The sequence below is a fragment of the Minwuia sp. genome (assembly GCF_048263705.1).
GTDB lineage: Bacteria > Pseudomonadota > Alphaproteobacteria > Minwuiales > Minwuiaceae > Minwuia.
The window spans coordinates 21,112-34,670 of record NZ_JBLXDV010000003.1 but is presented as its reverse complement, the minus strand read 5'-3'; the positions used below and the strand labels follow the sequence as shown (position 1 = coordinate 34,670).

Here is a 13,559-nt window from a genome sequence, read left to right as displayed (position 1 = left end):
AGGGCACCAATAGATCTGACCTAGATGCCCACTCAACCGTGTCACCGGCGGTTCCCGACTTTCTTCGAGCATCGAAGGGTGGCAACTGGATAGGCTAAGCCGAATGCGATAGATGTCCCGTCGCCGTCAAAAGACCCTATTTGACCAATTCTCAAGCAACTGTGGTAAGAGGTCTTGCGGATGATCACCTCCAAGCGTAGCCCATTTGGAAGAAGCACGTTCCAGACTGGTTGAGATCGATTTTCCCGTCTTTGCATCCCAAACAACGATCTTGATTGTAATTCGATCCGGGCGCCCGGACCATTCAGTCGCTCGATCTTCCCAGTGCAGTATTTTTGGTTCGATCACATAGTCGACCGAACTCGTCGGCGCGTCAGATAGAGCAGTGTGCAGATTGGGCGCTGTAGACATGGCGACGTTCGATAGATGCTTGGAAACGGCGGCCTGAGTCTGTTCGGAAAGCATCCTTCCGGAACCAAAGTATTGACGCCCGCCGTACTGGCCATCCTCGGCCATCATGATAATTGCCTTGGCACCTTGAGCGATCGGAGCCGGTGGCGGTGTGAACTGATCTGTTTTGAACTTGTTGCTGCAGCCGGTAAGCAAGATGACGGCGAATATCACTGAAATGATCTTGATGGTCATAAGTGTGGCTCATTTTTGAATTTGACGATCCGCTAGAATGTGCGAGCACTTAGAGGTAATCAATTGCTAACTATGTAATCGGTTGGCGTGCTGCTAACCCGCTAACGATATTCCGGTTCCGCAGCAGATGTCGACGAAGGGGCGTCCGAATGGGAAATCAAGTGCTTGCCAGGATCATGCGGAGTGGGGCTGAGGCGGTTATTTTCGGCTTGATGGGGATACTGGTATTCAGCCAACCAGCGTCGGCGGAGCCACCGTCGTTCTTTTCTCTTGGCGCTGGCTACTACGATCCGATCAAAGGAGACAGGGCAGCAGGCGAGGGTCGGATCGAGTACAGGCACGGCGAGCGGTTCTGGATATTCAAGCCTTTTGCAGGGGCGACAGTAACGACCGATCCGTCCTATTTTGGATACGCTGGCGTTCTAACGGACGTCTATTTCGGGAAACGGCTAGTAGTTTCCCCCAGCGTTGCGGTCGGTGCCTATCTGCGGCACAGAGGGAAGAACATGGGCAGCATTTTCCAGATCCGCTCAGGCTTGGAGGTTGCTTATCGTTTTGATAACCGTGTCCGGGTCAGCCTGATGTTCTATCATTTCTCGAACGCCGGGTTGGGCGATGACCGAAATCCGGGATCCGAAGCCGTCAGCCTGACTTACTCAATACCCCTTAACTGATAGGCAATGAATTAATCTTGGATGGCTGTTTCCGAGAAGCGTTTGGTGGTGCCTTGATTGTCCATGTACCCGGACTCTGAAGCGAAATGCCATACCAGCCCTATCCGGGCCGATCCGGGCTGAAAAAGCTTGGAGGGCAAGGCGATCCCGATGGCAAAATTGACGTCCACCGGCATCCAAGTCGAGAGGATGACGGAGGATCCGAGGGGGTACACAGCATGTGTACTTTGATCATCGGCCATTTGCCGAGCACGTCTGGCAACAGACTGAATTTGAGTCAGCGTCGGAAAATGGCCGTTTGCCTTGAAGAATGCTTCGTAGGCTGTCCAGATAAGGGCGCCGTGGTGGCAATCTGATGCCGTTCCGCATGCAGGAACCAAGAGATCAAGAATACCGGGCCAGTTGCGTCCCGGGTCTGCATATTCAATGTCGATTCCCAGGCCACTTCTGCAGTGGGAGGTTGTTGCGACGACTACGCGACCGCGAGAATGGCTCACCGAAGTTGTCACATTGGCGGAATCCGGCCATAGGCCGTGTAGGATTGCCTGGCATCTTGCTGCTACCCTGCGCTGAGAGGCCTTCCCGGTCCGCTGAATCGGTGGCGATCCCGAAACCTCACCGGCGGCGATATGCACCGTGATTTCGCGATCAGCCAGAATCAAACCCTCTCCCGTCTTGCGTCCGAAGTTGTGGAATTTCGGTTGATGAACCGATACGATTTCATGGTAACCAATTTCCGGCCAAGGGACTGAAAAATGAAGAAGATGACACAACAGGGAATTACCTTGATCGTTGTGGTTATTGCCGTGGCCCTCCTGAGCGGCTGTCTTCGCGAACAGCCGATCTACAATGTGACGGACAGGCGCTTTCCGCTCTCGGTGTCCAACCAACTGACCCTAGATGATGTAGCCGAAGCAATTTCCAAAGCCGGAAAGGGGCGGAACGAATCCTGGAATTTCAAGCGTGAGTCGACAAACCTGATGATTGCTGAACTGTTCATTCGCCAGCACTCCGCAAAGGTCCAGATACCCTTTTCAGAGGACAAGTTTTCCATCACCTATGCCGATAGTGCAGTCCTTCGATATGACGGCAAAAACATCCATCGTAACTACAACAAGTGGGTGAAATTCCTCGAAGAGGATATTGTGCGTGAGGTCAATAAAGCGGCGGCTGTGAAATAGCATTGGTGGCGTTAGCACAGGCAATGCCATTCCTTCCCGCCATGAAGGTGATGGACTGGTGCGCATTGGAATGGCGCGATGGTGCCGGCTCAGCGGAAGCGGTTGAGACCAATATGGTAGTGGAGAAATCCATACCTGCCGGTTCGCGAAGGCGCCTAGGTGCGTTTGAACGTTCAGTTGTGCGTTGCGTTCTAGGTCTTGCCAGAGACGGCGATGCTTGTTCGCTGACACTCGGTTCACGCTACGGCAATCTAACAAGCGCAGAAACGATCCTGCGATCCGTCGGCATTGCTGAAGCACCGTCACCGACACTGTTTTCACACTCGGTCTTGAATGCCGGTTGTGGCGTGACCAACCAAATCCGGAAAGACCGTTCTCCGCATTCAGCCATCTCGGCAGGCCTCATGACTGCACATTGCACCCTCACAGATTCATGGCTGCAGATGTCGACAGATACTGATTTGAAGCGAACGCACCTTGTAGTCTTGATTGACACGCCGGCGACCGGTTCCTACCGCGAGTTGATGTCGAAATGGGAGGCGAATGTCTGCATCGGCCTGCGTCTCGAAATGGCTGATGCTAAAAATGAATCCCCAGTATGCCATTCATTGGGTTGCGAGGGCTATTTGTCGTTGCTGTCCAGCCTGAAGTCGGGATTATCTGAAATGGTTCTGCGCAACTCGCATTGGTCTATGATCTAATGTCGGTAAGGAAGCAAATTGACTATCTATGGCGTCTCTTTGCAACAGGAGTATCGTTCCTGATATTCGGTGTTGTCGGCTTGGTTTTTTCGGTGACATTTTTCCCTGCTATCAATTTGATTTATCGCTCGGATCGGCAATTTCGGCAAGAGATGGCACGACGCGCAATTGCCAGTTCGTGGAAGGTTTATTTGAAATTCATGTCGATTTTGGGTGTGTTGGAGCTAAAATTTGAGGGGATTGCAGAATTGCAGTCAGATCAGGGGGTCATTGTTATCTCCAATCATCCGACATTGCTGGATATTGTCGTTCTGATTTCAGTGATGAAGAATGCCCAGTGCATCGTCAAGCAAGGGGTGTGGAACAACCCAGTAATGCGGAGTGCTGTCCGGTCCGCCAACTATATTCCAAACAGTGATGATCCGGAAGAATTGCTGCGCAAATGTTCGGAAGGTCTTGTAGCAGGCAATAATATCATTGTTTTTCCAGAGGGATCTCGTACTCGACCTGGTGAACCGATGAAGCTACAGCGGGGATTTGCGCAGTTGGCCTATCGGGCAGGTGCGCCGATGCGTCTGGTCGAGATGCGCTGCGAACCGCCGACCTTGTTGAAGGGACAAAAATGGTATGATATTCCACCTTCGCGACCGCATTTTTCTGTTCGTGTTGCGGAGCGGATTGACCTGTCTGCACTAGATTTGGAGGTGCTTCCTTCCCGGGCTGTCCGGCAGATCACGAAGCATGTTGCCGCGCGATACAAGGAATTGATGCCTGATGGAAAAGTTGGAAGCTGAGCTGAAACAACTGATTGTGGATGCACTGTTCCTAGAGGATGTATCGCCATCAGAAATCGGCTCGGACGAACCCTTGTTCGACGACGAAGGTCTGGCGCTGGACTCCATCGACGCGCTTGAAATTGGTGTCGAATTGAAAAAGAAGTACAAAATCGAGATCGATCCGGACGATGAAAATCTGAAAACCTATTTTGCGACAGTACGAAATCTTGCGAAGTTCGTCGCGGAGGGGGCGCATGCCTGAGACTGTAAATACAAAGGAAGAGATTTTCGTCCGGTTGAAGGCATTTCTCGTCGAGCTTTTCGATCTTCCTGAAGATAATATTGTCATGGAAGCGGATTTGGCTGAGGACCTGGATCTGGACAGCATCGACGCGGTCGATCTCATGGTGAAGGTCCAAGAACTGACCGGAGTGAGAATCTCTGCTGAAGAGTTCAAGTCGGTACGGACCGTCAGTGATGTCGTGGATCGTGTGCACGATCTGATCAACAAGAGCGCCGCCTGATCGAAGCATGCCAGCATACATTCAACGCCCTGTGAGCAGCTTCCTTTCAGACGCTGGACGGCTCAGGCGTTTTTCGTCCGTGACGACCGGTACTGTTGCAATCCTGTTCCCTTTTTTGGTGCTGTTTTCAGCGGACCGCATCGGCATGTGGCCGATCATTGGCCTGCTGGGCTTTGCTGTCATTCTCAAGATCGTCTCGGGGCGGATGGATCGGGGCGCCGCTGTTCTGGTGATCGCACAGGCAGTGGCGGTGGGTGTGATCGCGGTGGTAGGCTTGATCGACGATGAACTGGCTGCCCGTCTATACCCTGTTGCAGTGAATGTGGCGTTGTTGGCGGTCTTCGGGGCAAGCTTGCTGAACGGTCCCTCAATGATCGAGCAATTGGCGCGGATCACCGAACACGACCTGCCTTCGTCAGCCCTGCGGTATTGCAGGACAGTGACTACTGTCTGGTGTGTTTTCTTTGTTTTGAACGGGACGGTTGCGCTGGGGACCGTCTGGCTGGCTGACTTGACCGTCTGGGCAGTCTACAATGGATTGATTGCCTATCTTGCAGCCGGATGCCTGTTTGCTATTGAGTATGTTGTCCGCATTCGGGTGCGCCGCCAAGCAGAGGAACCAGAGTGAGCGTCAGTCTTCTGCACGGCCTGGCTACCCTGCCTGCAACGCGACCACTGTTTCGTGGACATCGGGGCACTATCACTGCCGGACAGATTCGGGCCGCTGCACAGGTGCTTGCGACAGATTTGTCGGCTCACGACGGCGATCTTTTCCTGTTTACAAATTCTCTTGCGGCGTTTGCTGCCGGGTTGCTTGCTGCGGCGATTGCGAACCGTGACGTGGTGCTTCCAGCACATGCGGGTGAATCTTATCTTCAGTCCGTTGCTGCCGGTCAGCCCATCGCCTCTGATATGGCGCTGCCATACGGGAACACGGTGTCGATCGCGATACCCGACGGTCAGGATGCTGATGCATCGGTCGATGTCGGTATATTGGCCACCCTGCAGTTGACGTTCTTCACTTCGGGCTCCACCGCAGCGCCCAAACCTGTCCGGAAATCGATTGTTCAGCTTGATGTCGAAGCTGCAACACTTGCTCGGATATGGCCGGGAACCGGGCTTCAGGATGTGATTGGCACCGTGCCGCATCATCACATCTACGGGTTGCTGTTTCGTCTGTTCTGGCCATTTCACACTGGGACAATCAGCCATGATCAGACCGTGGATTATTGGGAGACGATCGTCGCGAGGTCGGCAGACGCACGACTCGCGTTGATTTCCAGCCCGGCGCACCTTGGCCGCATTCCGGAAGGTACGTCATGCCGGCCAGATCAGGTTTTCTCGTCAGGCGGCCCGCTGATGCCGGATGATGCGGCCAATGCCAGTCTCTCATTGGGCACGTGGCCGATCGAAGTTCTGGGAAGCACCGAAACCGGCGGCGTCGGGTGGCGGACGCAGGAGAACGGCAACAAGGCCTGGGAGCCGCTGCCAGGCGTTGGGGTGATATTGTCTGACGCCGGTGAGATCAGGGTGCAGTCGGCGCATGCTGACGGCGATGGTGTCTGTGATCTGGGTGACCATGGCGCACTGCTGCCGGATGGCCGGTTTCAGATATCGGGCAGGGTCGGGCCTGTCATGAAAGTCGAAGGTGTTCGGGTGTCGATGGTGCGGGTCGAGGAGAGCATCAGCGCGCTTGAAGATATCGCAAGGTGTCGAACACTGTTGATCCCGGGCCTTCCCGAGAGGCTGGCTGCGGTAGCAACGCTGACCCCTGTCGGTCTCGAGAAGCTCGCGGAAGCAGGTTCTTTCAGGTTCAGTCGAACATTGCGTAACGCTCTGTCGGGAGAGCTGTCACCGGCAGAACGACCCAAATCCTGGCGCTTCGTGGAACACTTGCCAATGAACAGCCACGGTAAGGTCACGCTGGAGACCTTGCAGTCTCTCTTCATCGACGGGGTCGCGAACGGCGACACGCTTCCGCTGACCGAAATCGAAGCCCACGAAACCGAAGCTTCCGTCGGGCTTCATCTGTCGGACAGCATGCCGTGGTTCGAAGGCCATTTTCCGGGTCAGCCGATCCTGCCGGGCATTGCCCAAGTTCACATGGCCATGCAGGCCGCACAGCAGATCTGGGATTGGCAGCCAGAGGGCTCGAATCTGATGAAGCTGAAGTTCAAGCGTGTTGCACGACCTGGCGACCACTTGAGCCTCCACTTGCGAAGAGATATCGGCAAGGCGCTGCTCTGGTTTCGATTCGAACGTGATGGTACCGAAACCGCGTCGGGTCGGATCGGTGGGCGTGGATGATGGATGACACCTACTGCGCGATCATACCGACACACAATCACGTACAGGCGCTGAGTGGCATACTGAATCGACTGTCCAACCTGGACCTGCCGGTAGTGGTTATTGACGATGGCAGCAAGCCTGATAAGGGACGGGACATTTCGGAAATCTGCGGTCAATTCCAGGATGTCGAATATCTGCGCCACAGCTTCAACGGCGGGAAGGGTTTTGCCGTCCTTTGCGGCCTGGCGCGGGCAGCCGAGCGTGGCTTTACGCATGCCGTTCAAATTGATGCGGATGGTCAGCATGATCTGGATGGCTTGCCTTCCTTGCTGGCAACGTCGCGAGATGATCCTGACGCCCTGGTTGCAGGTGACCCGATGTTCGACGAAACCGCGCCAGTTGGCCGTCGAGTGGGACGAAAATTCACGGCGTTCTGGGTTGCGGTGAATGCGAACTCGCTGCGTATGCCCGACGCTATGTGCGGCTTCAGGATCTACCCGGTGCAGCCGACCCTGAATGTAGTCGGGAAGCAGAAGGTACGCGGCCGCTGGATGGACTTCGATATCGAAGTTCTGGTCAAGGCGCACTGGTCTAGGATCCCGATTGTCGCCTCGCCAGTGCGGGTGGTCTATCCGGACGACAATTCATCGAATTTCAGGATGCTGGGCGACAATGTGCTGCTGACACTGATGCAGTGCCGACTGTTCGTCGGCATGCTGGCGCGATGGCCGGTTCGGCTTCTGGCATCTGATGACAAGGGTGAAGGACGACTGCACTGGGCCAGTCTCCGCGAACGCGGCACCTACACCGGTCTCTATCTGGTGGCCCTCGTTTACAAGATACTCGGGCGACGGATCAGCTTGGTGTTGTTGACGCCGATTGTGGGATTCTTTTTCCTGACCGGAACGACGGCAAGGCGGGCATCGGCAGACTTTCTGCAGCGCGCCTGGTCAAGCGGATACTTGCCCGCGCCACCGGGCATCGGCACCAGTTTTCGTCACTACATGAATTTTGCAGGGTCTGCGGTGGACAAGTTCGAGGCATGGACCGGTAGGTCCTCGCCAGACGATGTCACCGGCATCATGGAGGGGCCCTTCCGTGAGGCCGAACTTGCTGGCGGAGCGTTCATACTGACGGCTCATCTTGGCAATCCGGAAGTGCTCCGTGCCATAGCTGGTGTCAGCGGTCGTTGGCGGGTCAATGTGTTGGTCCATACGGTTCATGCCGAGATGTTCAACCGGCTTGTCGAACGATTCTCGGGCCAGTCCACGGTGCGCATGACACAGGTGACCAGTGTTGGGCCTGAGACGGCTATACAGCTGGCCTCGGCTATTGAGCGGGGGGAATGGGTGGTCATGGCGGCGGACAGAGTGCCGGTCACCCGGGATGGCCGGACCGTGAAGGTACCCTTCATGGGCGCTATCGCCGAGTTCCCGCAGGGCCCATTCATCCTGGCGTCAATCCTAAAGTGTCCGACCCATGTCATGTTCTGCACCAAGGTCGGGGAAAGATATCAGGTACATTTCGAGGCATTTGCCGACCCCGTTCGCCTGCCACGCGGACGCCGTGAACAAGCGATCCGCGAATATGCGGTACGTTTTGCCGCCATGCTTGAAATACAAGTGGCGAAAACGCCATTGCAGTGGTTTAACTTCTACCCATTCTGGAATAACGAGGACGTCGAAGATTCCCCGGATACAGAGCCGGATCGACCAGAGGATGCCAGCCCGTGAAGCCAGTTGTCAGCGCAATCATTACCGATCAGCCGCATTTCCATGATCTGGATCCAATGAACATTGTCTGGCACGGCAACTACGTCCAGTTTTTCGAGAAAGCCCGCGCGGCGCTGCTGAAGAAAATCGGCTATGGCTACGATCGGATGCTGGCGGGCGGTCACGTCTGGCCGGTGATAGACCTCAGTGTGAGATACTACCGACCGCTGACACTCTCCCAGACCTTCGAGGTCGAAGCCGGGATTGTCGAATGGGAGAACCGGCTGAAGATCAGTTACCTGATACGCGATACGGAAGAACGCCAGAAAATCACGCGGGGTTACAGTGTGCAGGTGGCCGTGGATAAGACGACGGAGGAGATGCTTTGGGAAACGCCAGGGATTTTTCGCGACCGGTTGGCACCCTATCTGTCCTGATGTTGTTGATGTCGACAGGCTCAGCGTTGGCGACGTGTCCGTCTTTGGACAAACTGATGCTGGATGAAGCGCCGCGCAGCTTCAGCCAGAAGAGACACCTCCCCGATCTGCCGAACCCACTTCGGTCCTCAGGCATGATGCAGGCGGACAAGGAACGCTTTGTCTGGCAGGTTTGCCAGCCGTTTGACATTCGTACAGTGGTCGCGGCAGACGGAATCACTCAGTCAGTCGAAGGCGAGGAGCCGCAGCCTCTGGGACCGGAGATGGTCCAGGAAGTGATCCGCCAGATCAGCATTTCCGACATTTTCAGGGGCGATTTCGATCAATTGCAGTCCGCTTTCCGACTGTCCCGCCGGGAAGGGGCCTCGGGCGAGCCGTGGAAGGTCACGATGACGCCACGCGCGGCCCGATTGGCGGATATCATAGCGGAGATCGATGTGTCGGGATGTCAGGTCGTCGAACAGGTTTCGATCCGTTATCTCAGCGGTGGTCGAGATGAAATTCTTGTTGTTGGAAAGGTCGCGCCGTCGGGTCCGGCGGCGTGCCCGACTAACTGATTTTGCCGACGGGCTCGACATTGCGACAGTTGCATCTGATGGCGGTGACAGCGGCGGTCTTGGTATTGATCATATTGGGCCTGCGGCTATCCGTGATGGACGTTGGCGTTGACACTGACATCCAGTCCATCTTGCCGCAGACGGCCGCTGTGGCTATCGAAATTCCGGCGATCCAATACGCGGCGGCCACCGCAGCGTCACGCCTTACATTCGGAATAATGGGCGGCAGTACGGAGCTGAGGGACAGCGCCGCCTCTGACCTCGAAGCCCGACTTTTGGCCACTGGCCGGTACGTGCCGGCGTCTCTGGATGTGGCGGAAACGACGGCCTGGCTGCGAGCCAACCGTTATGAAATCGCCTGCGAGCGGGACATCAATGCGCTGGATCAGGCGTGGGGTGAGCGGCTTGCGCGTAGGGCGCGAGTCTTGGCTTTTTCCGGAGTGATCCCGCTGTCTGGCGTCGACCTGACCAAGGACCCCTTCCTATTGCAGTTGCGGCATATGGAGTGCCTGATGGCCACCCTAGGTGTCGGCACCGTAGACGACAGTATTACCATACTGACGGGTCGTCTGACGGCATCGCCCTATGCGTTGGACGTGCAGGCAGATCTCGACCATGCCGTCGGTCAATGGCAATCGGAAGCGCGGTTTGCTGAGCTTGATCTGGTGATGTCCGGTGCCGCTGTCTTTTCTGCGGATGCCGGCGCACGGGCAGAACGGGATATCACCTGGGTGGGCAGTATCAGTGTGCTGTTGATCCTGGTGTTGTACACGCTCGCATTTGGAAGCCCACTCAGTGCTGGTCTTGCATTGACGACCGTAGCCGCAGGCACCCTCGGAGGCGCTAGCCTCTGTTTTGCGGTTTTCGGGCAGGTGCATTTCTCGGTCTTCGTGTTTGGATCCGCGCTGACTGGCATCTCCGCCGATTACGCGGTGCACAGTCTGGCGGCCCGGCGCGCCGCAATACTCGCGGAACACAACGGTGGATCCGCAAGTGTTTCGGGGCTGGGGCGTGCGCTCACGATCAGCATGCTGACCTCTGCTGCTGGTTTCGCCGCTCTGCTGTTCTTCGATATCGAGGTGTTCCGCCAGATCAGCATCTTCGCCATAGGCGGGCTGGTGTCGGCATGGCTGTTTGCCACGACTTTGCTGCCTCGGTTGGATCGGCCTGCGCGGGATCGAGCCACCGGACTGCGCCAGGTCCTTCGAACCGCCCGTCTAGTCCGGGCCAGCGTCGGACGGCGGATCTGGTTGTCTGCGGCGGTACTGGCAGTCGCGGGAATGTCTGTGCCGGGCCTGCTGACTATCAGCTTTATCGATGATGTCAGGCGTTTCCAGCAGCCATCACCCCAGCTGATTGCAGACCGGGAGATCTTGCATCCGGGCAATCAGGGGCAGTTTTCCGCTCGTTTCCTGCTATCGTCAGGGGAGGATCGGCAGGCCGCGTTGCGTCAGGAGGAAACCTTTCTGGCGCATTCTGACGGATCACCCGGCAGCTTTCTGGCAGTCAGTCGATTCGACCCGTCGGATGTTCGGCGATCTGGGATCCGAAATGCATACGATACACATCTGCTTGGCCCCCACATGGCCGCGCTACGGGTCGACCTGGGCCTGGATGCGGCACATGAACCGCTATTGGAGAGGGCATCAGTACCGCGTCCATCATGGATTACAACGGCTGGTTTCGAGCATCATGGGCAGTCGCATCTTCTTGCGCCCCTGCTCACAGGTTCAACAATCGACCCGACGACTGCAACTTCTGCGTCGAGGCGCTTGGTCGATCCGGTGGAGACTTACGGTGCGGCACTTCAGGCCTACCGACAGCAGGTCCTGACAGCGATTGTTGCGTCGGCAGTGCTGGCGGCGCTGCTCCTCACGCTGGTCTATCGGCGCGCGGCAGCATTGTGGCTTGTGGTGCCGCCCTTGCTGGGTTGTCTGCTGGCGATAAGCCTGCAGTCGTTGCTGGGCCAGCCTCTGACGCTGTTTTCAACGTTGGCTCTGTTTGTCGTGCTTGGCAGCGGTATCGACTTTTCCGTGTTTCAATGGGAAATGGCGCTGGACAGAACCGGATGGACAGGCACGGCAGTTCTGGTGGCTGCCCTATCGACCTGCGCGGCGATGGGGATGCTGGGATTCAGCAACACTTTGCCTGTGCAGTCGTTCGGATTGACCATAGCCGTTGGAGTCCTTGGCTCTATGGTGTTTTCATTCATGTTGCCGGTGAACAATCGAAGGATGATCGAGCCCGATGAACAGCGCGTGTGATGTGGCCATCATCGGTGCAGGCCCGGCAGGTTCGGTCGCGGCGGCAGATCTTGCCAGGCGAGGCTGGCGCGTCTCGGTATTCGAACAGGGTCGCTTTCCGCGCTTCTCTATCGGCGAGAGCCTGTTGCCCCAATCCATGCAGTTCCTCGAACAGGCTGGTTTGCGCGACCGGGTGACGACTGCAGGGTTTCAGAAGAAAGACGGCGCTGCCTTCCAGCAGGGTCCGAAAGCGCAGTCACTGGATTTCAGTGAGAAGTCCGCAGACGGATTTGCTTCGACATTCGAGGTAACACGCGCCGATTTCGATCAGGTGCTCGCCGAAGGTGCTGCAGAGGCGGGGGCGAACGTGCAGTTTGGTACCCGGGTCACAGGATTTTCGGAAGCCGACGGCGGTGGCGCGAGCATTTTCATCGAGGACGAGGGGGGCAATCCGGCCCGTGTTGACGCGCGGCTGGTTCTGGATGCCAGCGGGTTCGGTCGAAGCCTTGCCAGGTTGCTGGATCTGGAGCGTCCGTCCGGTTTTCCCGTGCGCAGTTCCCTGTTCCGGCATTTCGATGATCATATTCGTGACGCCAGCTTTGACCGCGAAAAGATCCTGATTTCCATCCACCCAGTGAATCCATCGATCTGGTACTGGCTCATTCCCCTTGCCAACGGTCGCAGCTCGGTTGGTGTAGTGGGAACGGAGGCTGACATCGCAGCAGCCGGTCGCGACGATGAAGAACGGTTCGCAGAACTGGTGAAGGCCTCCGGTCGGATGGGAGAACTGCTGTCGGACGCGGTACCGATACGGGATATCGGGCGGCTGACGGGATACTCGGCCTCCGTTGCATCACTAACCGGCCCGGGGTGGGTGTTGTTGGGCAATGCCGCCGAGTTTCTGGATCCGATCTTCTCCTCTGGCGTGACCATCGCGTTGAAATCTGCGTCACTGGCGGCTGACGTGGCTCACCGGCAGCTGTCAGGTGAAGCCGTTGACTGGAAGGCAGACTACGAAAGTCCGCTCACCAGCGGGATCGAGACGTTCCGTGCATTCGTCAATTCCTGGTACAGGGGTGAGTTGCAACACATCATCATGAACCAGCCTCCTGGCCCCAATAAACTGAAGAGCATGATCATTTCCATCCTAGCTGGATATGTCTGGGACAAGGACAACCTTTTCGTGCAGAATCCGCAGCGGTACCTAAAATTGGTGCACGAACTGTGCTGATCCGGATACTGCTTGTCACTGCCTTCATGTTCTCGGTAGCTGGATGTGCCATGCAGGACGGAGACCGCCTGACGAAAACAGATACCGATCTGGTAGACATTGGCGGAGGCGTCGGGCTGCGTTTCCCTGCGCAACCGTACTATCCGGAAGTGACCCGGATATCGCAGCTTATCACGACCGTCCACGACCGACAGCAACTACGGTTTCAAGGTGACTTGCAACTTGGTCGTGAAGCCGTGACGGCTGTTTTTTCACTCCCCGGTGGGCCGCCGTTGCTCACCATCAACTGGACGGCTGGGGGTATCGATGTCCATAAGACTACCGCTGTTCCTGTCGGGCTAGATGGACGTCGGGTTCTGGCGGATATCGTGCTTTCCTTCTGGCCGGCTTCGATCATTGAAACCCATCTCATTGGCGGTCGAGTCGCGGACGAAATTGGACGGCGAACAATCAAATGTGATGGTGACCCGGTGATCGTCATTGATCACAAAGGCGATGCGGCTCGCACAGAAACAAGATTGCTCAATCTTGCACAAGGCTATTACCTGACTATCGTGTCGAAACCCGCAGCGATGAAGTGAGCACACGT

General features: G+C 56.5%; 16 protein-coding genes. 14 read left to right on the top strand and 2 right to left on the bottom strand.

What is annotated here, in order from left to right; translation table 11 throughout:
- Positions 1–126: 126 nt before the first annotated feature.
- Positions 127–645, bottom strand: coding sequence for a DUF4823 domain-containing protein (locus ACN0X7_RS04980; RefSeq protein WP_417514750.1), 519 nt, complete (start codon positions 643–645; stop codon positions 127–129).
- 149 nt (positions 646–794) lie between these two features.
- Between ACN0X7_RS04980 and ACN0X7_RS04975 the strand changes: the two genes are divergently transcribed.
- Positions 795–1,319 carry an acyloxyacyl hydrolase gene (locus ACN0X7_RS04975; RefSeq protein ID WP_417514748.1) on the top strand — a complete coding sequence of 175 codons (525 nt, stop codon included), beginning with the start codon at positions 795–797 and terminating at the stop codon, positions 1,317–1,319.
- A gap of 11 nt (positions 1,320–1,330) precedes the next feature.
- Here ACN0X7_RS04975 and ACN0X7_RS04970 read toward each other — a convergent pair whose 3' ends face one another.
- The gene (locus ACN0X7_RS04970) at positions 1,331–2,092 is read right to left on the bottom strand and encodes a hypothetical protein (protein ID WP_417514746.1); all 762 of its coding nucleotides are present in this window, start codon (positions 2,090–2,092) and stop codon (positions 1,331–1,333) included.
- On the opposite strand from ACN0X7_RS04970, the gene ACN0X7_RS04965 reads away from it, so the two are divergent.
- The 13 genes from ACN0X7_RS04965 (at position 2,075) to ACN0X7_RS04905 (ending at position 13,551) form a co-directional block, all read left to right on the top strand.
- On the top strand, positions 2,075–2,500 hold the full coding sequence (locus tag ACN0X7_RS04965; protein ID WP_417514745.1) for a hypothetical protein: 426 nt from the start codon (positions 2,075–2,077) through the stop codon (positions 2,498–2,500). The genes ACN0X7_RS04970 and ACN0X7_RS04965 overlap by 18 nt on opposite strands.
- A gap of 5 nt (positions 2,501–2,505) precedes the next feature.
- Positions 2,506–3,201, top strand: coding sequence for a beta-ketoacyl synthase chain length factor (locus ACN0X7_RS04960; RefSeq protein ID WP_417514743.1), 696 nt, complete (start codon positions 2,506–2,508; stop codon positions 3,199–3,201).
- A complete protein-coding gene (locus tag ACN0X7_RS04955) occupies positions 3,201–3,995 on the top strand; it encodes a lysophospholipid acyltransferase family protein (protein ID WP_417514741.1) in 795 nt (264 codons plus the stop codon). Before ACN0X7_RS04960 ends, ACN0X7_RS04955 begins: the two co-directional genes overlap by 1 nt.
- Positions 3,976–4,239, top strand: a complete 264-nt coding sequence (locus ACN0X7_RS04950) for a phosphopantetheine-binding protein (protein ID WP_417514739.1) — start codon at positions 3,976–3,978, stop codon at positions 4,237–4,239. Before ACN0X7_RS04955 ends, ACN0X7_RS04950 begins: the two co-directional genes overlap by 20 nt.
- Entirely contained in the window at positions 4,232–4,501 is a 270-nt protein-coding gene (locus ACN0X7_RS04945) for an acyl carrier protein (RefSeq protein WP_417514737.1), read from the top strand. Before ACN0X7_RS04950 ends, ACN0X7_RS04945 begins: the two co-directional genes overlap by 8 nt.
- Positions 4,502–4,580: 79 nt before the next feature.
- A complete protein-coding gene (locus ACN0X7_RS04940; RefSeq protein ID WP_417514735.1) occupies positions 4,581–5,129 on the top strand; it encodes a hypothetical protein in 549 nt (182 codons plus the stop codon).
- Positions 5,126–6,808, top strand: coding sequence for a hypothetical protein (locus ACN0X7_RS04935; protein ID WP_417514733.1), 1,683 nt, complete (start codon positions 5,126–5,128; stop codon positions 6,806–6,808). Before ACN0X7_RS04940 ends, ACN0X7_RS04935 begins: the two co-directional genes overlap by 4 nt.
- Entirely contained in the window at positions 6,808–8,523 is a 1,716-nt protein-coding gene (locus ACN0X7_RS04930; RefSeq protein ID WP_417514731.1) for a glycosyltransferase family 2 protein, read from the top strand. The genes ACN0X7_RS04935 and ACN0X7_RS04930 overlap by 1 nt, the downstream gene beginning before the upstream one ends.
- Positions 8,520–8,939 carry an acyl-CoA thioesterase gene (locus tag ACN0X7_RS04925; protein ID WP_417514729.1) on the top strand — a complete coding sequence of 140 codons (420 nt, stop codon included), beginning with the start codon at positions 8,520–8,522 and terminating at the stop codon, positions 8,937–8,939. Before ACN0X7_RS04930 ends, ACN0X7_RS04925 begins: the two co-directional genes overlap by 4 nt.
- Positions 8,940–8,995: 56 nt before the next feature.
- Positions 8,996–9,496 (top strand): LolA-related protein, encoded by a 501-nt coding sequence (locus ACN0X7_RS04920; protein WP_417514727.1) that lies wholly within the window; start codon positions 8,996–8,998, stop codon positions 9,494–9,496.
- Positions 9,497–9,534: 38 nt separating this feature from the next.
- Positions 9,535–11,760 carry an MMPL family transporter gene (locus tag ACN0X7_RS04915; RefSeq protein WP_417514725.1) on the top strand — a complete coding sequence of 742 codons (2,226 nt, stop codon included), beginning with the start codon at positions 9,535–9,537 and terminating at the stop codon, positions 11,758–11,760.
- The gene (locus ACN0X7_RS04910) at positions 11,744–12,970 is read left to right on the top strand and encodes an NAD(P)/FAD-dependent oxidoreductase (RefSeq protein ID WP_417514723.1); all 1,227 of its coding nucleotides are present in this window, start codon (positions 11,744–11,746) and stop codon (positions 12,968–12,970) included. The genes ACN0X7_RS04915 and ACN0X7_RS04910 overlap by 17 nt, the downstream gene beginning before the upstream one ends.
- 50 nt (positions 12,971–13,020) lie before the next feature.
- Complete coding sequence (locus ACN0X7_RS04905; RefSeq protein ID WP_417514721.1) at positions 13,021–13,551, top strand: DUF3261 domain-containing protein; 531 nt, start codon at positions 13,021–13,023, stop codon at positions 13,549–13,551.
- Positions 13,552–13,559 lie beyond the last annotated feature (8 nt).

Coding starts and splice junctions, on each gene's coding strand:
- ACN0X7_RS04980 (WP_417514750.1), bottom strand. CDS start 645: ATGACCATCAAGATCATTTCAGTGATATTCGCCGTCATCTTGCTTACC.
- ACN0X7_RS04975 (WP_417514748.1), top strand. CDS start 795: ATGGGAAATCAAGTGCTTGCCAGGATCATGCGGAGTGGGGCTGAGGCG.
- ACN0X7_RS04965 (WP_417514745.1), top strand. CDS start 2,075: ATGAAGAAGATGACACAACAGGGAATTACCTTGATCGTTGTGGTTATT.
- ACN0X7_RS04955 (WP_417514741.1), top strand. CDS start 3,201: ATGTCGGTAAGGAAGCAAATTGACTATCTATGGCGTCTCTTTGCAACA.
- ACN0X7_RS04950 (WP_417514739.1), top strand. CDS start 3,976: ATGGAAAAGTTGGAAGCTGAGCTGAAACAACTGATTGTGGATGCACTG.
- ACN0X7_RS04945 (WP_417514737.1), top strand. CDS start 4,232: ATGCCTGAGACTGTAAATACAAAGGAAGAGATTTTCGTCCGGTTGAAG.
- ACN0X7_RS04930 (WP_417514731.1), top strand. CDS start 6,808: ATGGATGACACCTACTGCGCGATCATACCGACACACAATCACGTACAG.
- ACN0X7_RS04920 (WP_417514727.1), top strand. CDS start 8,996: ATGCTGGATGAAGCGCCGCGCAGCTTCAGCCAGAAGAGACACCTCCCC.
- ACN0X7_RS04915 (WP_417514725.1), top strand. CDS start 9,535: ATGGCGGTGACAGCGGCGGTCTTGGTATTGATCATATTGGGCCTGCGG.
- ACN0X7_RS04910 (WP_417514723.1), top strand. CDS start 11,744: ATGAACAGCGCGTGTGATGTGGCCATCATCGGTGCAGGCCCGGCAGGT.
- ACN0X7_RS04905 (WP_417514721.1), top strand. CDS start 13,021: ATGCAGGACGGAGACCGCCTGACGAAAACAGATACCGATCTGGTAGAC.